Here is a 22,686-nt window from a genome sequence, read left to right as displayed (position 1 = left end):
CTGCCGTACTATGTGTCGGGTTCGCCGACCGCCGATCACGTGCCCACCCCCCGACCGCAATTCGGCCACAACGCTGCCCCGATTCTTCTGCCATCCAAGCGGATGATTCACTCTGTCGGTTCAGGCACGGGTCGAGTTCATATCGTGAGGAATCGACGCATGGCAGAAATCACTGGGGACCAACGCGTCCAGTCCGAGGTGCTGGAGGGTCTGGCGACGGCCGTCAACCACCGCCGCTGGTTCGTCGAACTGGCGGTGCCGTACCTCGGCGACGACCCGATCGAGATCGGCAGCGGCCTCGGCGACTACGCGCTGGAATGGTCGCAGCGGCTACCCCGGTTCACCGCCACGGAGGCCGACCCCGACCGGCTGGTGCAGCTCAAGGAGCGGCTCGCCGCCCAGCCCGGCGTCGACGTCCGGCAGATGCTGCTGCCGCACCACGAGCGGGGCGACTACAGCGCTGCCGTCTCGTACAACGTCCTGGAGCACATCGAGGACCACGTGGGCGCGCTGCGCAGCATGCGCGACCTGGTCCGCCCGGGCGGTGCCGTGATCATCATCGTGCCGGCCTTCGAGTTCGCGATGAGCCCGGCCGACGTCGCCACAGGCCACGTCCGCCGCTACACGAAGAAGACGCTGGGCACGGCGATGACCGAAGCCGGGCTGACGGTCGAGAAGATCCACTACGCCAACGCGCTCGGGTTGATCGGCTACTTCATGGCCACGAAGGTCTTCCGGCTGATGCCGAAGGAAGGCCCGATGGTCAAGGTGTACGACACAGTCGTACTCCCCGCTACCAAGGCCGCCGAACAACTAATCCGCCCCCCGTTCGGCCAGTCCGTCTTCGCAGTAGCCCGAGTCACCCCCTAAGTGACCCCCCAACCCCCACCCTCGCCCTCCCACCCCCCGCCCTCCCACCCCCGCGATCTTGCACTTTCGGTCGCCCTTGTGCGCGGTATGACAGATATGTCGGGGCAGAAAGTGCAAGATCGCGGGGAGGGTCGGGGGTTAGTCCTTGATCTGGTACGTGGGGCGGATTACCGCCCGGGCCAGGGTGTGGAAGGTCAGGTTGAAGCCGACGTAGGCCGGCGACGCGTCCGGGGTCAGATCGAGCCGGTCGACGTCGAGGGCGTGCACCGCGAAGACGTAGCGGTGCGGCCGGTCACCGGGCGGCGGCGCCGCCCCGCCAAAGCCCTGCTCGCCGTAGTCGTTGCGGACGGAGAACGCCCCGCCGAGATCGGCGGTCGCCGCGCCACCCGCGCCGCTGGGCAGTTGCGTGACGCTTGCCGGCACGTTCACCAGCACCCAGTGCCAGAAACCGCTGCCGGTCGGCGCGTCGGGGTCGTAACAGGTCACCGTGAAGCTCTTTGTCTCGGCCGGGAAATCCGACCAGGTCAACTGCGGAGATTCGTTGCCGCCCCCGGTGCTGCCGTGCGCGTGCCGGGCGTCCATCGGCTCGCCGTTCTGCACGTCGTCACTGGTCAGGGTGAACGAGGGCACCGTCGGCAGCAGCTCGTACGGGTCCGGGGCGATCGGTCGTTCCAGGGTCATCGGGACGCGTCCTTCCGGTGCGGGCAGATATCTGCCTCTTCATACCCCGTTCGGCGGCTTGAGACGACCCGGACGGCCACTGTCGGGGAGCCACCCCCGAAAAGCTATCGTTGCTGGCGCAACGTTCCACGGGGGGATTATTTGCCCAACATGTGGCGCGATTTTCTGATCGCCATCGTCACCGCGATGCGCAAGCCGGACGAGCAGTCGCTCGCCCGCGAACGCCGTCGTGCGGTCGAACGATTGGCCGACGAGACGATCCGAAAGAACAAGCCTCCCGCCGACCCGCCGGCGTAACGGAGGCTCGGCATGGCGGAGGGTGTGGGATTCGAACCCACGGGGGCTTGACCAGCGGGAACACCGCCAATCAGTTGCGTTTTTAGCGTTTACGGCGCATGCTCCACCTATGGCGACGACGGGTGGAGACCTTCTGACCACTGGTCAGGTTGCCAAGCTGCTGGGGTCGTCGCGTCAGCAGGTGGTCAACCTGTGCGAGCGTGGAAAACTACCGTTCGTGAAGGTCGGCATGCACCGGCGCATAGAGCGGAGCCAGGTTGAGGCGATGCTGCACCCCAAGCCGGAGCTGACCCGCGATCAACTCAAGTCACTGTGGCTGCACCAAGCGGTGGCGGGCAGCTTGGTTACCGACCCGGACGCGGTGCTGGGCAAGGCCCGGAAGAATCTTGATCGACTCCTCCAGCAGCACCGGGAGACCATGACCGAGGTGTGGCTGAAGCTCTGGCAAGACAAGATCGACGAGGGTGTCGGTGCCGTCCTCAGGGTGCTGACCTCCGAAGATCCGGAAGCTGTTGAACTACGACAGAACTCACCCTTCGCCGGGGTCCTGTCACAGTCACAACGCAAGAAGGTTCTTGAGTCGTTCACGCGCAGCGGTTGGCGACGAGCGGCGTGAAGCGCGAGCAACTGGAGCATGTCCTGCGGTCCGCGTGCCAGATCGCCGGAGACCCGGACGTCCTCGTCATCGGCAGCCAGTCGGTGCTGGGGGCGATCCCGGAGAGCAGACTCCCGCTGGAAGCCACCGCCTCCATGGAGGTCGACGTGGCATTCTTCAACGACCCGGACGACCGGAAGGCTGACCAGGTCGACGGCGCCATTGGCGAGCTCTCACCGTTCCACGAGACGAACGGTTACTACGCCCAGGGCGTGAGCGTGTCGACCGCGGTGCTGCCCGACGGCTGGCGCGATCGGTTGATCCTGGTGGAGTCTCAAAGCACACAACCGGGACGCGGCTACACGCTCGAACCGCACGACTGTGTCGTGTCCAAGCTGATAGCCGGCAGGGAGAAGGACCACGCCTTCGCCAACGCGCTGATCCGGGCCGGGCTCATCGAGCCATCACTAGTCGCCGAGCGGATCGAGATGGTCAACGTCCATCCTCTGGTGCTGAAACGGCTCAGGGACTGGATCACCATTTACCTGCCGGCAACCTGACGAGCGCAGACACGCCTCCTGACCAGCGTTGCGGTCAGGGGGCGTTTTCGCTGCCCAGAGGGGCGGAGGGTGTGGGATTCGAACCCACGAAGACATCGCTGCCTTACCGGTTTTCAAGACCAGCGCCATCGGCCACTAGGCGAACCCTCCCGGGCCGCCACCCAAGGGCGTACGGCCACGCATAGTCTGCCACGGCTCCCGCCGCGCGGCTCGGCGTCCCTCCCCGAATGGGCCGGCCAGGAGGGTCGGGCCGTCCACAGTGTTCGGTGGGATACGGCGGGTCCGCCTGCGGCCCGGTTGGGCGTCGGGTAAGACTGAGCCATGCGAGCCGTCACCATTCCGCAGCCCGGTGGACCCGATGCCCTGGTCTGGGCCGAGGTGCCCGATCCTGAGCCGGGCCCCGGTGAGGTGATCGTGAATGTGCGGGCCAGCGGGGTGAACCGCGCCGACCTGCTGCAACGGCAGGGGCACTACCCACCGCCGCCGGGCGCTTCCGCGTACCCCGGGTTGGAATGTTCTGGGGTTATCACCGAGGTGGGTGCGGACGTTGCCGGGTGGGCGGTCGGGCAGCAGGTCTGCGCGCTGCTGTCCGGCGGCGGGTACGCCGAGCGGGTCGCCGTCCCCGCCGGGCAGTTGCTGCCGTTGCCGGCCTGCGACCCGGTCGACGCCGCGGCGCTGCCCGAGGTGGCCTGTACGGTCTGGTCGAACCTGATCCAGGTGGGGCGGCTCAGCGCGGGTGAGACTCTGCTTGTGCACGGCGGCGGCAGCGGGATCGGCACGTTCGCCATCCAGTTCGGGGCGGCCCTCGGCGTCACAGTCCTGACCACGGCGCGGGCGGCCAAGCATCCCCGGCTGCGTGAGCTGGGCGCGGCACACACGATCGACTATCGGGAGCAGGACTTCGCCGAGGAGGTCCGGCGGATCACGGACGGCCGAGGCGTCGATGTCGTCCTCGACATCATGGGGGCGTCCTACCTGGGGCGGAACGTCTCCGCGTTGGCCACCGGCGGCCGTCTGGTGGTGATCGGGATGCAGGGCGGGCGCAAGGCCGAGTTGGATCTCGGTGCGCTACTGACGAAACGGGCGAGTGTCGCGGCGACGTCGCTGCGCTCCCGACCGCTCGCGGAGAAGGCGGAGATCGTCCAGGGCGTACGGGACGAGGTGTGGCCGTTGATCGAGGCGGGCAGGGTCCGGCCGGTGGTGGACCGGCGGCTTCCGATGGCTCAGGCGGCGGAGGCACACCGGCTTGTCGAGTCGAACGAACACCTCGGCAAGGTGCTGCTCACCCTGGGGTGACGGCGAGCGGAGCCGACCGCGCGAAAGGGCGCCGGCCGTCAGGCAGGCGGGTTCGCCGGTCGGGCCAGCATCAGACGGGGACCCGGCCCCTCGCCGGCCAGCGCGTCGCCGGGGTTGTTGAGCGTGCAGTGTTGCAGGGACAGGCAGCCGCAGCCGATGCAGCCGTCCAGGTCGTCGCGGAGCTTGGTGAGCAGCTGGATCCTCTCGTCCAACCGGCCCCGCCAGTTCGCGGACAGCCGCGCCCAGTCCTGCGGGCTTGGCGTACGGGCTTCGGGGAGGGAGTCGAGCGCCGCGCGGATCTCGTCAAGCGACACACCTACCTGCTGGGAGATCCGGATGAAGGCCACCCGCCGCAGCTCGGAGCGGGCGTACCGGCGCTGGTTGCCGCCGGTGCGGTCGGCGCGGATCAGCCCGAGTCGCTCGTAGTAGCGCAGCGCCGACGGTGCCACGCCGGAGCGGACGGACAGGTCGCCGATCGTCAACAGATCCTGCATCACCAAGGCCCTTGAGTTGAAGTGCACTTCAACTCACAGAGTAGTGACATGGCCACCACACTGACCACCGACACCGGCCCCCGGCTTCCCGGGCTGATCCGACGACTCACCGGCGACGAGAAGCACGCGCCCAGCGCGCACTCCACGATCGACGTGCTCCAGGTGCTCTACGACCGGGTGCTGCGAGTCACCCCTGACACCGTCGACGACCCGGAGCGGGACCGGTTTCTGCTCTCCAAGGGGCACGGACCGGCCGCCTACTACGCGGTGCTCGCCGCGCACGGCTTCATTCCGGACGCCTGGCTCGACGACCTTGCCGGGCCGGACAGCCGGCTCGGCCATCACCCGGACCGACTGCTGGTGCCCGGCGTCGAGATCGGCTCGGGCTCGCTCGGCCATGGGCTCGGGCTGGCCGTCGGCACCGCCCTCGGTCTGCGGGCGCAAGGGCTGATCAAACCCCGGGTGTACGTGCTGCTCGGCGACGCCGAGTTGGACGAGGGATCCAACCACGAGGCGATCGCGTACGCGGGAGCGACAGGCCTGGACAGCCTCACCGCGATCGTGGTCGACAACTCGTCGACCACGCACGGCTGGGCGGGAGGCATCGCCAGCCGGTTCACCGTCAACGACTGGACCGCCGACACCGTCGACGGCCGGGACCACACAGCCTTGTACACCGCGCTGACCGGGCACCGGCCAGCACGGCCGCACGTGGTTGTCGCCCGCGTCGAGACCAGGGGCTGACCGCCATGCGTAACGCCTTCATCGACACCACCACCTCGCTGCTCGACGATGATCCGCGTACCGCACTCGTGCTCGCCGACATCTCGGCCAGCCAGTTCGCGCCCGCCGGCCGCCGGCACCCGGACCGGGTGCTCAACGTCGGCATCCGCGAACAGTTGATGATCGGTGTGGCCGGCGGGCTCGCCCTGACCGGGCTCCGACCGATCGTGCACTCGTACGCGACGTTCCTGGTGGACCGGGCCTACGAGCAGATCAAGTTGGATCTGGACCACCAGGGCGTGGGAGCGGTCCTGGTCAGCATCGGCGCCTCGTACGACGGATCGAGGGAGGGCCGGACGCACCAGTCACCAGGTGACGTGGCGCTCTTCGACTCACTGGGCGACGGTTGGACGGTGCGGGTGCCCGGTCACCCCGACGAGGTCACGCCGCTGCTCCGAAGCGCGGCGACCACCGACGACCCGGTCTACCTGCGGCTCAGCGAACAACACAACGCACGCGGATACCCGGGTGCCGACCGGCTACGGGTGCTGCGGCGAGGCGGGGCGAACGCGCCGCTCGTGGTGGCTGTCGGGCCGATGCTCGACCCGACGTTGGAGGCGACCGAGCAGATGGACGTGACTGTCGCGTACACCCACACTGCCCGGCCCTTCGACACACCCGGGCTGCGGGCGCTCGCCGGGACCGATGTGGTGCTTGTCGAGCCGTACCTGGCGGGTACGTCGAGCGCGGTGGTCAGCCAGGCACTCGCGGACGTACCGCATCGGCTGCTGGCGCTCGGGGTTGCTCAGACCGACCTGCGACGGTACGGCGACCCGGCCGACCACGCCCGGTGGCACGGCCTGGACGCCGCCGGTCTGCGGCGGTCGATAAGCGCGTTCCTGGGGTCAGCGCGCGGCTGACGCGGCGGGACGGCGGCGTGCGCGCTCGCGGCCGAGGATCCAGATCGCCTCGACGCCGTCCTTCCAGGTGATCTTCTTGCCCTCTTCACGGCCGCGCGCCCGGTAGCTGATCGGCACCTCGTACGGCCGGATCCGCCGGCGCAGCAGCTTGCCGGTCACCTCCGCCTCCATGCCGAAACCACGGGAGCGCACCTCAAGCGACCGATAGAGCGCCACAGGCATCAGCTTGAAACAGGTCTCCAGGTCGCCGATGTACGAGTTGAACAGGACGTTCGCCGCCATCGTGACGCCCTTGTTGCCCATCACGTACCAGAAGCTGTAGGCGCTGTGACTGCCGAAGGTGCGATTGCCGTAGACCACCGTGGCCCGCCCGTCGAGCACCGGGTCGAGCAGCTTGGGGATGTCCTGCGGGTCGTACTCCAGGTCGGCGTCGAGGATGACCATGTAGTCGCCCTCGGCGCTGTCCACCGCGGTCTTGATGGCCGCGCCCTTGCCGGCGTTGCGCTGGTGGGTGATGACCCGCAGACGTGCGTCGTCGGCGCGGCCGAGGACCTCGCCGGTGCCGTCCCGGCTGCCGTCGTCGACAACGACCAGCTCGATCTCGCAGGGGTAGTCCACCGCCAATGCCTGCTTGAGGGCATCCGCGATGCGTTCTTCCTCGTTGTAGACCGGCATGAGGATCGACAGCTTCACGGGAATCTCCACGGTGGCGACAACACGTCGGGCATAGCCTAGCGTGGCTGGTCAGCCGAACGCTGGCCGCTACCGTCGGGCAGCCGGCGTGGCGGGCTCAGACAGATGGTGTTTACTTCCCGCCATGTCGGCTGCCGGCCCCCTGCTCGCGGCGTTACCCGCCGCCTCGGTGCTCCTGCTCACCGTTGCGACGAGGCCGCGCGGGACCGACGCGCTGGCACCGCTGCGACTCGCCGTGGTGCGGGCCGCCCTGCTCGTCGGGGCGTACGCGGTGCTCGTCGTCGAGCTGCTCGGCGCCCTGCACGCGCTGACCCGACCGGCGTTCGTCGTCGCCTGGCTGCTCTTCCTGCTGGCCTCCGCGACGGCTGCGGCGCTGCGGTGGCGCCGGGCCGCCGCGCAGGCGCCCGCCGCCGCACCCCAGCCGGTGCTGGTCGGCGCGGCGCTGACCGTCGGCGCAGGCACCGCGACGCCCGCCCCGGCCGGGCACGACATCGCGCCGGTCCAGCCCCATCGGGTACGCGTCAGCCTCCTCGCCAGGGCAGCCGAAGCCTGGCGTACGGCAGGTCGGGGCGAGCGGCTGCTCGCCGGCACCATCGGCGGCCTGGTGCTGCTGGAGTTGCTTGTCGCGCTGCTGGCCGAGCCGAACAACTTCGACTCGCAGACCTACCACCTGCCCAAGGTGGAACGGTGGGTGGCCCAGGGCGACCTCGACTTCTGGCCGACCGCCATCCACCGGCAGGTGACCATCCCGCCCGGCGCGGAGTACCTGCTGCTGCACCTGCGCCTGCTGACCGGCGGGGACGCGCTGTACAACCTGGTGCAGTGGGCCGCCGGGATCGTCTGCCTGGTGGCGGTCGCCCGGATCACCGCGCAACTCGGCGGCGGCCGGCGGGCTCAACTGATCACCGCGTTCGTGCTGGCCGGCACCCCAATGGTCGTACTGCAGGCGACGAGCACGCAGACCGACCTGGTCTGCGCGGCGTGGGTAGCGTGCGCGGCGACGCTGGTGCTGGACGGGCTGCGTCGGCGGACCGGCTTGGGCACCCTGCTGGGGCTGGGGGCGGCCACCGGGTTGACGGCGGTGACAAAGACAAGTGGCCTGATCGCTGTGGGGCCGCTGCTGGTGCTCTGGGGGCTGGCCCAGCTCCGGCTTGCAGTGCGCGGACGGACACCGGATGGTGGGGCCCGGCCGGTTGGTCCGGTGGCGCGCACCGTCGGTGGGTCGGTGCTGATCCTGCTGGTCGCGGCGACGGTGGTCGGCCCGTTCCTGGCCCGGGTGACTGCCGACTTCGGGCATCCGTTGGGCCCACCCCGGTTGCGCGAGTCAATCCCTATGGAACGGCACGATCCGCAGTCGATACTGGTCAACGCGCTGCGGATCGGGCACACCGCGTTCGACACGCCACTGGCGCCGCTGCGGCGTGCCGGCGCGGAGGCGATCATCAGCGGTGCGGAGGCGATCGGTGTCGACCCGCAGGACCGGGCCATCACCTTCGGCCGGGAGATCTTTCCGGAGCCCGCCTGGTATCCGGACGAGGACCGGGTGGCCTTCCCTATCGCCGGAGCGCTGGCGCTGATCGGCGCGGTGGTCGCGCTCACCCGACCGCGTCGGATCGATCCCGGGCAGGCGGGGCCGCTGCGCGCGTACGCCGTGGTGGTGCTGGTCGCCGTCCTGCTGCACACCTCAATGATCAAGTGGCAGCCGTGGGGCAACCGGCTGATCCTCTACGCGCTTGTCCTCGCCGTACCGCTGGCCGGGCTCTGGCTGGACGCGCTCTTCCGTCGCCACGCCCACGGAGCCGGCACGTCAGCCGACGCGGCGGGCAGTTCGGCCGGTGGGCCTGCGGCGGGCCGGGCCGGGATGACCGGCGGTGGGCGGCGGTCGGTGGCCATGATGCTGGCGGTCACCGTGCTGGGCACCTCGGCGCTGGCCGGGGTGCTCGCGTTGTCGTACGGCTTCCCGCGCCGACTCGTCGGCACCGGCTCCGTCTTCACCACCTCGGACTGGGAGACCCGTTTCCTGCGCCGCCCACAGTGGGCTGACGAGTTCCGTTGGGCGGCTGCCGCGGTCCGCGACAGCGGTGCCCAGCGGATCGGGCTGGTGGAGCAGAACGACAACTGGGAGTACCCGTGGTGGCTGCTGCTGCGGCATTCCGACGGGCGTTCGCCGGAGTTGGTGTCGCTTCAGTCAGTCCTGCCGGAACGGCCACCTGCCGACCCCGCCTCGGTGGACGCGATCGTCTGCACCGGCACCCAGCGGGCCTGCGCCAGGTTGGTTCCGGCTGGTTGGCGGCTGGAGTTCCGCGACTATGTCGGCTACGCGCTGCCGCCCGACCGCTGACCTCATCGGCTGATCGCACGACTGCCGCCCGGATTGTCCAATCCGGGCGGTTCGGCGGCCCGCGCGCAAGAATCCGAGGCGCATTCACATCCATTGATCATCGCGTTACCGTCTGGTAACTCAATCGACGTCCCGCGATTGAGTCGAAAGGAGTGCGTCGATGCCTGCTACCCCCGCCAGGCCCGAACGCGCGACCCGACGACGAGCCCTCACCGTCGCCGTTGCCGTCGCCGCTCTCGTCCTGCCGATGCTCGCCGGACCCGCCGCCCCGGCCACCGCCGCCGACCGACCGACAGTCCAACCACTCCCCGCCAACCTCGAGGCCATCCGGGCCGCCGAAGCGACGGCCCTCTACGGCACCCCGGTGATCCGCCCGATCGAGCAACGCCGCACCGCGCTGATCACCATGGGTGACAGTCAGATCTCCGGTGAGGGGGTCGGCAACTACGTCCCCGGCACCCACCAGAACGGCAACTGGTGCGACCGCTCGTACGACCAGGCGGTGTTCCGCACCGGCATCCCGTCGGACACGCGATACAACCTCGCGTGCTCCGGCGCGACCCCGTGGAACCTGATCGCTGGTGGCCCGACGCAGCACAACGAGCTGAACCAGGGCGATTACCTGGGCATCAAGGCGCGCAACACGCACGTCAAGCTGATCTGGGTGGTGGTCGGCGCGAACGGCGACGGCACCATCCAGTTCGGTCCAGTCGCCACCGACTGCGCCGTACGCCGGGTCTTCTTCCAGGGCAACTGCTACCCCACCTACACCGACCAGTGGACGATCCGCACCGACGGCAGCCGGCGCGCCGTGCAGGATGCGCTCACCGACATCCGGGCGACGATGACCAAAGCCGGCTACCTACGCTCCGACTACGAGTTGGTGCTGATGTCGTACCCCGGCCCGGCCAGCCCGGACGTGGAGGACAACCCGAACTTCCCCGGCTGGTACTCCGGTGGCTGCCTGCTCTACCTCGCCGACGCGGCGTTCGCCCGGAACAAGGCGGTGCCGCTGTTCGAGTCGGCGCTGCGCTCGGCCGCCGCGAACACCGGCACCCGCTACCTCGACGCGAGCCGGCTGTTCCACGGCCACGAGGTGTGCACCGACAACACCTCGGTCCGCGGCCTCTTCATCGAGGTGGGGATCTGGAACGAGAACGCCGCCCGGCAGTCGTTCCACCCCAACGCCCGTGGGCACGGCATGTTCGCCCAGTGCATCACGCAGTTCTGGAACTCCGGGCAGAACCAGGCCACCTGCGTCGACCCGGCCAGCACCGGCAGCGGCGTGCTCTACCCCGGCCTGCTCCAGTTCAAGCAGTTGCGCAACCTGGCCACGAACACCTGCGTCGACGGTAAGGGCTACGACTCGCGCAACGGCACTCCGCAACAGTCGTACGGCTGCCACGGCGGGCGTAACCAGGGCTTCTGGTACGACTCGACCCGGCGTTCGCTGCACTCGGAGCTCTCCCACGACCGCTGCCTGGATGTCGCGGGTGGATCGATGACCTCCGGCACCGCTGTCAACATCTACGACTGCAACGGCACCCCCGCCCAGCAGTTCTCCTTCATCGGCAACCAGCTCAAGCCGACAAGCGCCAGCAATCTCTGCGTCGCGTTCGACACCGCGGGCACTCCCCGGTTGCGGTTGGCCGCCTGCTCCACGAGCAACCGGCAGCAGTGGTCGTCCGAGGCCCGTACCGCCGCCAACCCGGTCGGCTACGGTCACGGCGACTTCGTCGGCTCCCGCGTCTACTGACGAACGAGGGGGCCCTGGCGTCGACCAGGGCCCCCTCGCTCACTTAGTGCGGGGGATGAGGATCAGCCGGGCCACGCCCTTGTCGCCGTCCTTCGCGCCTGCGACGCCGAGCTTCGCGCCCACCTTGACCTCGCTCGGCTGCACGGTGGCGCGACGCTCGACGATCCGCAGGTCGTCGCCGAACGTCCAGGTCATCGTGAAGCCGTCGGTGGACTTGACGGTCATCGAGTCGCCGTCGATCGCGGTGACCTCGCCGCGCTGCACGGCCACGGTCCGCGTGCCGCCGTCCTTGGTCTGCACCGCCACCTCGCCGTGCATTGTGTTCTTCCGCAGCAGCACCCGGGCCTGGCGACGCTTGCGCCACTCCTCGCCGCGCTTCGGCCGCGCCTTCTCCGCCGCACTGGGGGAGGGACTTGCCGGCGCGGCGACATTCTGCACGTCCAGGTCGTCGGCGTCGAAGCCCATCGCGGCCAGCGCCTGCCCGTCCACGCCCATGGCGGCAGAGACTTCGACGGCGGCCTCGCGGGCGGGTTGACCGGCCACCTCCGCCGCACCGCAGCCGCTGACACCGAGCGCGACCGCCGCGAGCAGTGCCGTGGTGCCAGTGGCGATTCCCCAACGTGACATGGCTTCCCTCTCGTCCGTGGAGCCCTCAGCATGTCCCGGGACGACGAGCGGAGCGTCAGGCCGATGTTCGGGCCAGGTAAGGATCTGCGGGCAACCGGACCGTGAAGGCCGCTCCGCCCTCCGGCGCGTGCCCCGCAGCGATGTCCCCACCGAGCCGACGGACCAGCCCGGCCGCCAGCGCCAGCCCCAGACCGCTGCCCACCTTGCGCACCCCCCGGTAGCGCTCGTGCAACGCTCCCCGCTCGAACGCCACGGCAAGGTCGTCGTCGGTCAGGCCCGGTCCGCCGTCACGGACCTCCAGCACGCCGCCGGCGGCCGGGTCCGCGCCGGCCGGCCGGACCGCGAGCACCACGGGCGCCCCCGGGGGTACGACCCGCAGCGCGTTCTCCAACAACCCGTCCACCACCTGCCGGATCCGACCCGGATCGGTGTACGCCGGGACCGGCCGACCAGGGCTCTCGACCCGGAACGACACTCCCACCGCCGCGCACCGGCCCGACCAGGTCGGTTCGGCGTCGGCGGCGAGCCGGGTCAGGTCCACAGGCGTCGGTTCGAGGGGGAAATCGGCGGCTTCCAGTCGGGCCAGCGCCAACAGGTCACCGATCAGCCGGTCGAGGTGCTGGGATTCGGCGAGCATCGTCCGGCCGGCGGCAGCCGTGTCGTCCGCCTCGATCACCCCGTCGGCGAGTGCCTCGGCGTACCCGCGGATCGCGGTCAGCGGGGTCCGCAGCTCGTGCGAGACGGAGAGCAGGAACTCCCGCTGCCGCCCCTCGCTCGTAGTCAGCGCGGCGGCCAGCCCGTTCAACGCCTCCGCCAGGTCGGCGACCTCGTCCGGCGGCTCGACCGGCACCCGGACGGCGCGGTCCCCGGCGCGCAGTCGGGCCGCGGCGGTCGCGGCGACGCGGATCGGCCGGGCCAGGCGGCGTGCCAGCAGCAGCCCGGCCACCACGCCGGCGGCCAGCCCGGCCAGCAGCGGCAGCCAGAGGCTGAGCAGCACCTGCCGCCACAGCCCCGCCGACGATTCGCGGGAAAGCACCACCCCGTTGCCGCCGGGCAGGGCCCGGCCCTCGACGAGGGCGCGGTGCCCGTTGACCGGGCGGCGGGCCGACACGTTGCGGCCCTGCCCGATCCGCTGCACCAACCGGGGTGGCAGGCCCGGTCGGTCGACGGTCCCGCGCCTGATCAGGTACGCGTCGATGCCCTGGTTGCGTAGTTGCTGGATGAGCCGCTCCTCGTCGGCGGTGCGGCCCCGGTCCAGCCGGGTACGCAGCACCTCGGCGGCGAGCCGGGCCTGCGCGGAAAGCGCCTCCTGGTCGCGTCGCTCCGCGCCCCGGATCGCCAGCGGCACCGCGACGATGGCGGTGACCAGCACCGACACCAGTGCCACAGTGCAGGTGACGAGCACCGCGCGGGCGGTGAGCGTTTCGCCGAACCGGCTGCGTCGGGGTGCTGCCGGCGAGGGGACGGCGACCGGCGGCAGTGCCACGGTCGGCGCTTCGGGACACCCGGGCTGTCGCGGGCCGGGACGGTCAGGCATCGACGGCGTACCCCACGCCCCGGTGGGTGCGGATGACACTGGCTGGGCCGAGCTTGGCGCGCACCTGGGCGACATGCACGTCGACGGTGCGCGTGCCGGCGTGCGCGGCGTAGCCCCAGACCCCGGCCAGCAACTCCTCCCGGCTGAAGACCCGCCCAGGTCGGGCCATGAGGTGAGCCAGCAGGTCGAACTCGGTGGAGGTGAGCTGCACCGGGGCACCTGCGGCGGTGACCGTGCGGCGGGCCGGGTCGAGCGTCACCGGGCCGACGACGCGCGGACGCTCCGCCCCCTCAGGGCCACCGGATGCGCGGCGCAGCACGGCGCGTACCCGGGCGACCAACTCACGCGGGCTGAACGGCTTGGTGACGTAGTCGTCGGCGCCCAGTTCGAGGCCGACGATCCGGTCCACCTCGTCGTCGCGGGCGGTGAGGAAGATGACGGGCGTCCAGTCGCCGGCCTCGCGCAGCTGGCGGCAGATCTCGGTGCCGGGGAGGCCGGGCAGTGCGATGTCCAGGACGCAGGCCACCGGTCGCAGCCGGCGGGCGGCGCTCAGGCCTGCCTCGCCGTCGCGTTCCAACTGCACGCCGAACCCGTCGCGGGTGAGATAGAGCCGCACCAGGTCGGCGATGGCCGGCTCGTCCTCGACCACGAGGACGAGCCCTCGGTGCGGCGGTTCGGCGGTCACCGGCCCATGATTGCCGACCTGGCGGTCTCCGCGCGATCGGCGTGTGTTCGGGTTCGGTAAAGGCGACGTGCCTGCCGGTCTGGCGTCAGCGCGCCACGGCGGGGCGGAACACGCTTGGGCGTGCGGCCGCTGGCGCGTCGCCGATGGTGGCGACGATGCGCTCGCGGGGCGTCCGCAGTCGGGTCCGGAAGGCGTGGTTGAGCAGGGCGTCCAGCTGCCACACCTGCTTGGGGTGGTTGGTGCGGATCAGGAACCGCTCGCGCATCCCGTCGATCGCGGTGGCGGCCAACTCGACCGAGTGCAGCCGCGGGTCCGGGCTCCAGGTGACGTTGCTCAGCTCGCGCAGCTCGGTGTTGAGGTGCAGGCGCAGCCGGTGCAGCAGTCGGGTCTGTTGGGTCACCACCAGGCGGCGGTGGGTGAGCAGCAGCAGGTAGTCGCCGGTGACCGGACGGTCGGGGCGGCTGCAACGGGTGACCAGGACTGTCGCGTCACCGGAGCCGACGCAGCGCCGGAAGACCGGCATGTGCCGACTCACGGTCTGCACGGCCAGGCCAGCCTCGGAGGCGGCCGGAAGGAACGTTCGGGAGAAGACGTCCATGACCTGCCCAACGACCTCCTCAGCGGGGTGACGTGGGTCACGCCGACTTTTTGGAAGTTCCACGCGGCCGTGTCGCACTGCCTGTCCGACATTGGACGGGGACGGATCCCGGTCAGGTTTCGGGCTGCAGCGGGGTGGCGGCGAACAGTTCGGCGAGCCAGCCCGGCACCGCCTCGGCGTACTCGGCGCGGCTCGGGTCGGCGGTGTCCAGAGCCCGCCGCCAGGACAGCGCGCGGCTCACCGCGCCCAGGTTCATCGCCAGGTCGGCGGCCTCGACGAGCGTCCGGCGGTCGTACCTGTCGGTCCACGCCTCCAGGTAGCCGTCGCGCAGCCGGACCAGCCGGGCGTCGTCGGCCGCCAGCTTGGTGGCGTGCCGGATCGAGCGCAGCGTCACCAGCAGCGTCCCGAACGGGTGCGCCACCGAGGCGTCGCCCCAGTCGAAGTACCGGTAGCCGGCCGGGCCGGCGAAGACGTTGCCGTCGTGCAGGTCGTCGTGCTGCACGGTGGCCGGAATCCCGAGGTCGGCGAGCCGGCGACAACGCTCGGCGTACGCCGGCAGTTCCGCCCGCAGCCGCTCGTACGTCTCGGGGGCGAGACCGTCCTCGGCGCCGATCCGCAGCGACTCGCGGTCGTCGAGCAGGTCGGCGAGCAGCCCGGCCAGCACCTCGGGGCGGTGATCCGGCACACCGAGGGTGACCAGCTCCTCGACGCGCGGCGCGGTGGCGAGTTGGAGTGCGGCGTAGCCGGGCAGCGCCCGTTCCCAGTGCGCCAGGTCCGGATCGCGGCCCAGGACGTCGCGCAGCGACTCCCCGCCGTCGGGCAGCAGCGACCAGCCCTGCGCGGGGTCCACGGCGATCGGTGTCAGCACGTGATCGGGGGTCAGCTTCGCCAGCGTCGCGATCAGGACGGCCTCGTGCACAGTGCCCCTGTTGTTGGCCTTGAACCAGACCGGCCCGTCGTCGGTGGGCACCCGCCAGACCAGTGACCAGGGGCGTACCCGGGGCTCCACCGCACCGGTCACCCGCCGGCCGGCTTTCGCGAGCTGCCCGTCGACCCAGTCACGAGCCTGCGTCTGCCACTGCTCACTGGACCAGTCCGGGACAGGCTCATCGGTGATCGTCGTCACGATTGGCACCCTAGGTGCGGTTGTCCCTGCCGGGCCACACCTTTTCAGCGCGACAGCTCGCCCGCCGCAGAAAGGTCAGACCAGCTCGACGATCGTGGCGTTGGCCATGCCGCCACCCTCGCACATGGTCTGCAGGCCGTAGCGGATCCCGTTGTCCCGCATGTGCTGGAGCATCGTGGTCATGATCCGGGCACCGGAGCCGCCGAGCGGGTGACCGAGCGCGATCGCACCGCCGCGCGGGTTGAGCCGCTCCGGGTCGGCCTCGGTCTCCGCAAGCCACGCCAGCGGCACCGGGGCGAACGCCTCGTTCACCTCGTACACCCCGATCTCCTCGATGCCCAGCCCCGCGCGGCGCAGCGCCTTCGCGGTGGCCGGGATGGGCGCGGTGAGCATGGTGACCGGATCGTCGGCGGCGACCACTGCGGTGTGGATCCGGGCCAGGGGGCGCAGGCCGTGGCGGCTGGCCCACTCGGAGGTGGTCACGGCGAGCGCGGCGGCGCCGTCGGAGATCTGGGACGCGGAGCCGGCGGTCACCACGCCGTCGGCGCGGAAGGGGGTGGCCAGCTCGCCGAGCTTGTCCAGTGAGGTGTCCCGGCGGATGCCCTCGTCGGCGGCGAACTTGCCGCCGTCGGCAAGCGACACCGGCGTCAGCTCCGGGTCGAACGCACCGGCGTCCTGCGCGGCGGCGGCCTTCTCGTGGCTGGCAAGCGCGAACTCGTCGAGTTGGGTACGCGAGAGGCGCCACCGCCGGGCGATCAGCTCGGCCCCGACGCCCTGGTTGAACGGCAGCGGCTCGTCGTCGGCGAAGCCCTCGACACCCCGGTAGCGGGCGCGGAGTTGCTCGCTGAACGGCATGCCGCCGCCCACGCTGGAACCCATCGGCACCCGGGTCATCGACTCCACCCCGCCGGCGACCACCAGATCGGCCTGGCCGGAGAGGACTGTCGCGGCGGCGAAGTGCAGTGCCTGCTGGCTGGAACCGCACTGCCTGTCGAGCGTGGTGCCGGGCACCGTCTCGGGCCAGCCGGCGGCGAGCACGGCGTTGCGGGCGATGTTCCACGACTGCTCGCCGACCTGGGACACGCAACCCCAGAAGACGTCGTCGACCTGAGCCGGGTCGAGCCCGGTGCGCTCGGCGAGGGCGCGCAGCACGTGCGCCGAGAGATCGACCGGGTGGACGCCGGCGAGGCTGCCCTTGCGCCGCCCGACCGGGGTGCGTACCGCGCCGACGATTACCGCGTCACTCATGTTTACTCCCCGGTAACTTGGGCTGCCCTGATCCTACGTCGTCGGTGGACCGGTCGTCCGCCCGCGGGCATGCTGGGCGGATGGATGAGATCTCCCCGGCCCGACAGTGGCGGGTGCCCGCGAGCCTGCCGGCGGCGAAGCTGGCCGGCGCGGCTGCGCTCGTCGCGCTCGGGCTGCTCTTCGCCGACGGCGACACGGTACGGCTGGTCCTCGCCTGCCTGGCGGCCGTCGCGCTGGCGGGCTGGGCGGTACGCGATCTGATCGCGCCGGTCCGGTTGGCGGTCGACCCGGAGGGGGTCACCGTCATCCACGGATTCGCTGGCCGGCGGATGCTGCCGTGGCCGGCGATCGAGGCGATCACCGTGGACCGTCGACCCCGGTTGGGGCTGACCACCGAGATGCTGGAGATCGACGCGGGCGAGTCGCTGCACCTCTTCGGTCGCTACGACCTGGGCACCATGCCCGAGGAGGTGGCCGCCGAGCTGCACGCCGCCCGTCCGGGCGCGACCGGATAACCTGCGGTCAGCCCACACGACCGGACAGCCGGCGGTCAGCCCAACAGTTGCGCGGTGCGGAACAGGACAAGGGCCAGCAGGATGAGCAGGATCACCGCAGCGCCGCCGACCTGCACCAGCGTGCGCCGGCCCCGGGGCGCGTAGGCGAGAACTAGGGCCATCGCGGCACCGACCGCGAGGCCGCCCAGGTGTCCGGGGATCGAGATGCCCGGCACTGTCAACGTGAACACCAGGTTGATCACCAGGATCGGGATCACCTGGGAGATGTCACGGCCCAGCTTGCGCTCGATGATGATCAGCGCGGCGAAGAGACCGAAGACGGCGGTGGACGCACCGGCGGTGGCCGAGTTCTGTGCGCTGAACAGGTAGGCGGCGACGTTACCGCCGAGGCCCGCGATCAGATAGAGCGCAGCGAAACGGGCCCGCCCCAGGTTGGCCTCCAGCGAACGGCCGAGCACCCAGAGCGCCCACATGTTGAGCAGCAGGTGGATCACGCCGTAGTGCAGGAACATCGCGGTGACCAGCCGGTACCACTGGCCGTCGGCGATGCCCCCGAGCGTGCCGTCGGGGAAGACCGCCAGCCCGAGCACCGAACCCCAGTTGGTAAGCGGCGTGCTGCCGCCCATCAGACCGCCGAAGCCGGAGCCGCCCACCGCCGCGTCTCCACCCCGGTCGGAGGCGATGGAGAGCACCATGAACAGCACGTTCAGCGCGATTAGCGCCTTGGTGACGTAGCCGTGCCGGCCGGCCGCACCACCACCGAAGGCGGTACGCGCCGGCCGGACACTGCGGCGACCCTCGTTGACACACTCCGGGCACTGGTGCCCGACGGACGCGTCCCGCATGCAGTCCGGGCAGATCGGCCGGTCGCAGCGGGTGCACCGGACGTAGGTCTCCCGACCGGGGTGCCGGTAGCAGACCGGGGTGGTCGGCGGGGACTCGCTCACCGGGCCGACCCTCCGTCCGTCACCGCGCGGGGCACCGGCGCCAGCCGGTGCGGTGCTCCGGAGCGCTCAATCATGCGAGCAAAGGTACCTCGCGGGTTCGTCAGGCAGCAGACCGCTCGATCTCGACCCGCTCGATCACCACGTCCTGGAGCGGACGGTCACTCGGGCCGGTCGGGGTGTTCGCGATCGAGTCGACAACCTTCACCGACTGCTCGTCGGCGACCTGCCCGAAGATGGTGTGCCGGTTGTTGAGGTGCGGCGTCGGCGACACGGTGATGAAGAACTGCGAACCGTTGGTGCCCGGTCCGGCGTTCGCCATCGCCAGCAGGTACGGCCGGTCGAAGCGCAGGTCCGGGTGGAACTCGTCGGCGAACTTGTAGCCCGGCCCGCCCCGACCGGTGCCGGTCGGGTCGCCCATCTGGACCATGAAGCCGCTGATCACCCGGTGCGAGATGGTGCCGTCGTAGTACGGCCCGCTGCCCGGCTGGCCGGTGCGCGGGTCGGTGTACTCCCGGTTGCCCTCGGCCAGGTCGATGAAGTTGCGGACCGTCTTCGGCGCGTGGTTCGGGAAGAGCTCCAGCCGGATCGGGCCAGCGTTGGTGTGCAGGGTGGCGTAGACAGCCTCGGCCACGGGTACTCCTCACTTGTTGGTCAGTTCCATGCGGATCCTCCCATGTGCCCGATCTGGCATCGCGGAGGCATCCGAAGGTGGAGGATGACGAAGGAACAACTCCCAGGAGGTGGGACCGTGTTTGGAATCGGGCGGCGTAAGTCCCGGGGTCAGTTGGCCAAGGCAGAGCTGACCCAGAGCATCAGCCACCTGATGCAAGCAGCCAACCACGCCGCTAAGGGCGCCGGTGCGACCGTCGGCCCGCGGGTGGAGGTTGCCCGCGGCTACGTCGGGCCGACCGCGGCGAAGGTGCGCGACCGCGCGTCGACCGGCTGGGGGACGACACTCACCACGCTGGCACCGCTTGCCGCGGCGGCTCGTGACGGCGCCGCGCAGGCAGGGCCGATGACCAGGAAGGCCAGGTCGAAGAGCATGCGGATCACTGGCAGGAAGAAGCAGCCGCGTCGTCGCGGCTCGATGATGACCGGCCTTCTGGCAGCGGGCGCCATCGCGGGCTTGGCCGGCGCGGTCGCCCTGCGCCGCCGCCGGGAGCAGCAGGAGTGGGCCGAGTACGACCCGACCCGCACCATGGAGCCGATGCGTGACGAGGTCGAGTCGTTCGAGGTGCGTACCTCGTCGGCGACGAAGGGGAACGACGGGTCCGCCATGGCCGGGATGACCGGCGCTGGCAGTTCGGCGGTGGCCGGCGGCGACAGCGCCAGCACCACCGCCGCGGCCAAGCCGAGCAGCGTCCGCCCGACCGACAAGGTTCCGGCGGTCGCCGAGGGCGCCAAGGACGTCTCCGGCCGTCCGGCCGACGATCTCACCAAGGCACTTGGCAAGGACACGGCCCGCACCAACGGCCGCCGCTGACCCCAGCGGAAGCGCACCGAGCGCCGGCGACGCGGGTCTCCCCGCGCGCCGGCGCTTTCGCGCGCTCAGCTCGTCGGCGCCGGGGGCGTGGTCAGAGCCAGCCGTTGCGGCGGAACCAGCGGTACAGGGCCAGGGAGACCCCGAGCATCAGGGCGAGTACGACGGGATAGCCGTACGTCATCTTCAGCTCGGGCATGTTCTCGAAGTTCATCCCGTATATCCCGGCGATGGCGGTCCACACGGCGGCGATGGCCGCCCAGGCGGCGATCTTGCGCATGTCGTTGTTCTGGTCGACTGTGACCTGCGCCAGTCGCGCCTGGAGGATCGAGTTCAGCAGGTCGTCGTAGGAGTTGACCTGCTCGACCGTGCGGCTCAGGTGGTCCTGCACGTCCCGGAAGTACCGCCGGATCTCCTTGGGCACGTCCCGGTTGACCTGGGAGGTCAGGGTCATCAGCGGGCGCTGCAACGGGATCACCGCACGCTTGAACTCCACCAACTCGCGCTTCATCTGGTAGATCCGCTGGATCCGGCCCCTGCCGCTGCGGTCGAAGACCTCGGCCTCCAGCACGTCCAGGTCATCCTCAAGCTGGTCGGCGACCTCCAGGTAGAGGTCGACCACCCGGTCGGTCACGCCGTACGCCACTGCCCACGGACCTTGCAGCAGCAACTCCCGCTTGGTCTCCAACGCGGCACGGACCGGGGAGAGCCGGCAGGCGTCCCCGTGCCGCACGCTGATCAGGAACTTCGGGCCGATGAACAGCATCACCTGGCCGGTCTCGACGACCTCTGAGTTCTCGGTCAGTTCGGCGTGCTCGCAGTATCGGGCAGTGCGCAGCACCAGGAAGGTGACGTCGTTGAACCGCTCCAACTTGGGCCGCTGCGCTGCCTTCACCGCGTCCTCGACGGCCAGCTCATGCAGACCGTAGGTCTCCGCGATGGCGGTCATCTCGGTCAACTCCGGCTGGTGCAGCCCGAGCCAGACGAAGCCGTGCTCCTCGCGGCGAGCCGCCTCCAGCGCGTCCGCGTACGTCCAGTCGCCCGGCTGCCGCTTGCCGTCGATGTAGAGAGCGCAGTCGACGACACCACTGCGCCCGGTGCCGGCGGGGGCCGGCGTCGGCGGCGAACCGTCGGCGTTGAGCATCCGAGTCATCACCCGGACCGGGGACGGCCACGCCCGGGGTCGCAGCACCCGGCCGGGGCTCGACGGCACCGTCCGGCCTCGCTCTGCCCGATCCGTCATCGCGACACCTCCCCGCGCTCGGCTGCGGCTTGCAGGCTACGCCGATGGTCGCCACCGGCAGGTGTGACGGCGGTCGCGGAGGCGGCGCCGGGCGGGCCGGGTCGAGTCGGGGGTGAGAGGACGACACGGCCCACCCGGCGCCCTTGGGGGCGGGGGTTGTGCTGCGGGCGTGACCCGGACGGCGCGGGGTGGTCTGTGACCCCCGCGACACCGCACGGGTGACGCTCGCAGCATTGTGAGCCGCCGGCCGCCCGGGCGGCAGCCCGGGACAGCCAGCATCATCGTTTTGTCGGGAACCCGACAGATAAATCAGCTCCGGATGGCCTCGACGGCTGCCGCGAGCCGGCGGACACCCTCGTCGATCCGGTCGGCGGTCACCGCCGAGAAGGCCAGCCGCAGGGCGTGCTGCCCGCCGTCCAGCACGAAGTCGCTGCCCTTGACCACAGCCACCCCGCGCTCGGCCGCCGCCGGGGCGAGCTTGTCCACAAGCACGTCCTCCGGGAACTCCACCCAGAGGAAGTAGCCGCCGTCGGGCTCCACGAACCGGGTCTGCGGCAGGTGCCGGCGCAGCGACTCGGCAAGCACCTGGGACCGCTCGCCAAGCGCCGCCCGTACGGTGTCGATCGAGCGGTCGATGTCACCGGACACGCAGAACTGGTGCACGATCGCCTGGGACACCATGCCGGGCGAGATGTAGAGACTTGTCGCGTTCTTGGCGATGTCGGCGATCAGGTCCGCCGAGCCCACCAGGTAACCGACCCGGACCCCCGGGCAGACCGTCTTGGTGAAGCTCGACGCGTGCACGACCACGTTGCGGGTGTCCAGCGACAGCATCGACGGCAGCGCCTCGCCACGGAACCGGATGTCCGCGTACGGGTCGTCCTCGAAGATGATGAACCCGTATTCCGCGGCCAGGTCGAGCAGCTCGCGGCGCTTCTCCAAGGACAGCGTCACGCCTGCCGGGTTCTGGTAGTTCGGGATGATGTGCGCGAGCCGGGGACGCACCCCGGACTCCAGCAGCTTGCGCAGCTCGGCGGTGTCCACGCCGTCCGGCTGGACCGGGACGCCGTACACCTCGCTGCCCATCCGCTGGAGGTTGAGGAGCGTGCGGTCGTACGTCGGACGCTCCACCACCACCGCGTCACCGGGACGGACCAGGTGGTCGAAGAGGAACGCGTCGGCCTGGAGCGACCCGTTGGTGACGAGCACCTGGTTGGCTTCGACCCCGTGCTTGTCGGCGATCCACTTCCGCAACGGAAGGTAGCCGACGGAGGTGCCGTACGCCGTGATCCCCGCAGGGTCGGCGTCGAAGGCGCGTACGGCGGCGGCCTTGAGCCCCTCGACATCGACGATGTCCAGCGAAGGCGCCCCACGGGCAAAGGAGATCAGCTGCTCGGCGGTCATGGCCATTGAGCGTACGGGCGGCGGCGGGGCACGCGCGGACGGCACGGCGA

Annotated in this window: 24 protein-coding genes and 1 tRNA gene; 11 read left to right on the top strand and 14 right to left on the bottom strand. The window is 70.6% G+C overall.

Features of this window, described 5'->3' with window-relative positions:
* Nucleotides 1–159 precede the first annotated feature (159 nt).
* Entirely contained in the window at nucleotides 160–870 is a 711-nt protein-coding gene (locus tag ACFY2Q_RS04225) for a class I SAM-dependent methyltransferase (protein ID WP_387127410.1), read from the top strand.
* Between the two features lie 138 nt (nucleotides 871–1,008).
* Here the strand turns inward: ACFY2Q_RS04225 and ACFY2Q_RS04220 are convergent, their stop codons facing one another.
* On the bottom strand, nucleotides 1,009–1,551 hold the full coding sequence (locus ACFY2Q_RS04220) for a YbhB/YbcL family Raf kinase inhibitor-like protein (RefSeq protein WP_387127408.1): 543 nt from the start codon (nucleotides 1,549–1,551) through the stop codon (nucleotides 1,009–1,011).
* A gap of 150 nt (nucleotides 1,552–1,701) precedes the next feature.
* Between ACFY2Q_RS04220 and ACFY2Q_RS04215 the strand changes: the two genes are divergently transcribed.
* The 3 genes from ACFY2Q_RS04215 to ACFY2Q_RS04205 all read left to right on the top strand — a co-directional run bounded on the left by ACFY2Q_RS04215 (nucleotide 1,702) and on the right by ACFY2Q_RS04205 (nucleotide 3,003).
* Nucleotides 1,702–1,848: a hypothetical protein gene (locus ACFY2Q_RS04215; RefSeq protein WP_387127406.1), complete on the top strand. Its 147-nt coding sequence runs from the start codon at nucleotides 1,702–1,704 to the stop codon at nucleotides 1,846–1,848.
* Nucleotides 1,849–1,957: 109 nt separating this feature from the next.
* Entirely contained in the window at nucleotides 1,958–2,464 is a 507-nt protein-coding gene (locus tag ACFY2Q_RS04210) for a helix-turn-helix domain-containing protein (protein WP_387127404.1), read from the top strand.
* On the top strand, nucleotides 2,461–3,003 hold the full coding sequence (locus tag ACFY2Q_RS04205) for a DUF6036 family nucleotidyltransferase (protein ID WP_387127402.1): 543 nt from the start codon (nucleotides 2,461–2,463) through the stop codon (nucleotides 3,001–3,003). Before ACFY2Q_RS04210 ends, ACFY2Q_RS04205 begins: the two co-directional genes overlap by 4 nt.
* Nucleotides 3,004–3,066: 63 nt before the next feature.
* On the opposite strand, the gene ACFY2Q_RS04200 is transcribed toward ACFY2Q_RS04205, so the two are convergent.
* Nucleotides 3,067–3,153, bottom strand: a tRNA-Ser gene (locus tag ACFY2Q_RS04200).
* 171 nt (nucleotides 3,154–3,324) lie between these two features.
* On the opposite strand from ACFY2Q_RS04200, the gene ACFY2Q_RS04195 reads away from it, so the two are divergent.
* Nucleotides 3,325–4,299: an NAD(P)H-quinone oxidoreductase gene (locus ACFY2Q_RS04195; RefSeq protein ID WP_387127400.1), complete on the top strand. Its 975-nt coding sequence runs from the start codon at nucleotides 3,325–3,327 to the stop codon at nucleotides 4,297–4,299.
* Nucleotides 4,300–4,337: 38 nt separating this feature from the next.
* Here the strand turns inward: ACFY2Q_RS04195 and soxR are convergent, their stop codons facing one another.
* On the bottom strand, nucleotides 4,338–4,793 hold the full coding sequence (gene soxR / locus ACFY2Q_RS04190) for a redox-sensitive transcriptional activator SoxR (protein ID WP_387127398.1): 456 nt from the start codon (nucleotides 4,791–4,793) through the stop codon (nucleotides 4,338–4,340).
* A gap of 48 nt (nucleotides 4,794–4,841) precedes the next feature.
* Here soxR and ACFY2Q_RS04185 point away from each other — a divergent pair, with 48 nt between their 5' ends.
* Entirely contained in the window at nucleotides 4,842–5,537 is a 696-nt protein-coding gene (locus ACFY2Q_RS04185; RefSeq protein WP_387127396.1) for a transketolase, read from the top strand.
* A 5-nt stretch (nucleotides 5,538–5,542) separates the two neighbouring features.
* Nucleotides 5,543–6,436, top strand: coding sequence for a transketolase family protein (locus tag ACFY2Q_RS04180; RefSeq protein ID WP_387127394.1), 894 nt, complete (start codon nucleotides 5,543–5,545; stop codon nucleotides 6,434–6,436).
* Here the strand turns inward: ACFY2Q_RS04180 and ACFY2Q_RS04175 are convergent.
* Nucleotides 6,422–7,129, bottom strand: a complete 708-nt coding sequence (locus ACFY2Q_RS04175; protein ID WP_387127392.1) for a glycosyltransferase family 2 protein — start codon at nucleotides 7,127–7,129, stop codon at nucleotides 6,422–6,424. The genes ACFY2Q_RS04180 and ACFY2Q_RS04175 overlap by 15 nt on opposite strands.
* A gap of 124 nt (nucleotides 7,130–7,253) precedes the next feature.
* Between ACFY2Q_RS04175 and ACFY2Q_RS04170 the strand changes: the two genes are divergently transcribed.
* Nucleotides 7,254–9,470, top strand: a complete 2,217-nt coding sequence (locus tag ACFY2Q_RS04170) for a hypothetical protein (RefSeq protein WP_387127389.1) — start codon at nucleotides 7,254–7,256, stop codon at nucleotides 9,468–9,470.
* A gap of 160 nt (nucleotides 9,471–9,630) precedes the next feature.
* Nucleotides 9,631–11,226, top strand: a complete 1,596-nt coding sequence (locus ACFY2Q_RS04165; RefSeq protein WP_387127386.1) for a ricin-type beta-trefoil lectin domain protein — start codon at nucleotides 9,631–9,633, stop codon at nucleotides 11,224–11,226.
* A gap of 39 nt (nucleotides 11,227–11,265) precedes the next feature.
* Here ACFY2Q_RS04165 and ACFY2Q_RS04160 read toward each other — a convergent pair whose 3' ends face one another.
* From ACFY2Q_RS04160 to ACFY2Q_RS04135, 6 genes are all read right to left on the bottom strand, one after another.
* Complete coding sequence (locus ACFY2Q_RS04160; RefSeq protein ID WP_387127384.1) at nucleotides 11,266–11,853, bottom strand: hypothetical protein; 588 nt, start codon at nucleotides 11,851–11,853, stop codon at nucleotides 11,266–11,268.
* 55 nt (nucleotides 11,854–11,908) lie between these two features.
* The gene (locus tag ACFY2Q_RS04155; protein WP_387127382.1) at nucleotides 11,909–13,390 is read right to left on the bottom strand and encodes a histidine kinase dimerization/phospho-acceptor domain-containing protein; all 1,482 of its coding nucleotides are present in this window, start codon (nucleotides 13,388–13,390) and stop codon (nucleotides 11,909–11,911) included.
* On the bottom strand, nucleotides 13,383–14,075 hold the full coding sequence (locus ACFY2Q_RS04150) for a response regulator transcription factor (protein WP_387127379.1): 693 nt from the start codon (nucleotides 14,073–14,075) through the stop codon (nucleotides 13,383–13,385). Before ACFY2Q_RS04150 ends, ACFY2Q_RS04155 begins: the two co-directional genes overlap by 8 nt.
* 85 nt (nucleotides 14,076–14,160) lie before the next feature.
* Nucleotides 14,161–14,673, bottom strand: coding sequence for a hypothetical protein (locus ACFY2Q_RS04145; RefSeq protein WP_387127377.1), 513 nt, complete (start codon nucleotides 14,671–14,673; stop codon nucleotides 14,161–14,163).
* Nucleotides 14,674–14,785: 112 nt separating this feature from the next.
* On the bottom strand, nucleotides 14,786–15,799 hold the full coding sequence (locus ACFY2Q_RS04140) for an aminoglycoside phosphotransferase family protein (protein ID WP_387127375.1): 1,014 nt from the start codon (nucleotides 15,797–15,799) through the stop codon (nucleotides 14,786–14,788).
* Between the two features lie 75 nt (nucleotides 15,800–15,874).
* Nucleotides 15,875–17,047, bottom strand: coding sequence for a thiolase family protein (locus ACFY2Q_RS04135; protein WP_387127373.1), 1,173 nt, complete (start codon nucleotides 17,045–17,047; stop codon nucleotides 15,875–15,877).
* 80 nt (nucleotides 17,048–17,127) lie between these two features.
* Between ACFY2Q_RS04135 and ACFY2Q_RS04130 the strand changes: the two genes are divergently transcribed.
* On the top strand, nucleotides 17,128–17,562 hold the full coding sequence (locus ACFY2Q_RS04130) for a PH domain-containing protein (RefSeq protein WP_053651505.1): 435 nt from the start codon (nucleotides 17,128–17,130) through the stop codon (nucleotides 17,560–17,562).
* A 35-nt stretch (nucleotides 17,563–17,597) separates the two neighbouring features.
* Here ACFY2Q_RS04130 and ACFY2Q_RS04125 read toward each other — a convergent pair whose 3' ends face one another.
* Nucleotides 17,598–18,509, bottom strand: a complete 912-nt coding sequence (locus tag ACFY2Q_RS04125) for a rhomboid family intramembrane serine protease (RefSeq protein WP_053651508.1) — start codon at nucleotides 18,507–18,509, stop codon at nucleotides 17,598–17,600.
* A 100-nt stretch (nucleotides 18,510–18,609) separates the two neighbouring features.
* On the bottom strand, nucleotides 18,610–19,140 hold the full coding sequence (locus ACFY2Q_RS04120; protein WP_387127370.1) for a peptidylprolyl isomerase: 531 nt from the start codon (nucleotides 19,138–19,140) through the stop codon (nucleotides 18,610–18,612).
* 84 nt (nucleotides 19,141–19,224) lie between these two features.
* Between ACFY2Q_RS04120 and ACFY2Q_RS04115 the strand changes: the two genes are divergently transcribed.
* Nucleotides 19,225–19,992, top strand: coding sequence for a hypothetical protein (locus ACFY2Q_RS04115; RefSeq protein WP_387127368.1), 768 nt, complete (start codon nucleotides 19,225–19,227; stop codon nucleotides 19,990–19,992).
* A 91-nt stretch (nucleotides 19,993–20,083) separates the two neighbouring features.
* Here the strand turns inward: ACFY2Q_RS04115 and corA are convergent, their stop codons facing one another.
* A complete protein-coding gene (gene corA / locus ACFY2Q_RS04110) occupies nucleotides 20,084–21,232 on the bottom strand; it encodes a magnesium/cobalt transporter CorA (RefSeq protein WP_387127366.1) in 1,149 nt (382 codons plus the stop codon).
* A 309-nt stretch (nucleotides 21,233–21,541) separates the two neighbouring features.
* Nucleotides 21,542–22,636: a PLP-dependent aminotransferase family protein gene (locus ACFY2Q_RS04105; protein ID WP_387127364.1), complete on the bottom strand. Its 1,095-nt coding sequence runs from the start codon at nucleotides 22,634–22,636 to the stop codon at nucleotides 21,542–21,544.
* Nucleotides 22,637–22,686 lie beyond the last annotated feature (50 nt).

Origin of the sequence: Micromonospora sp. NPDC000316, from assembly GCF_042898885.1 — a bacterium.
GTDB lineage: Bacteria > Actinomycetota > Actinomycetes > Mycobacteriales > Micromonosporaceae > Micromonospora.
This window is presented reverse-complemented; position numbering and strand designations above follow the sequence as displayed.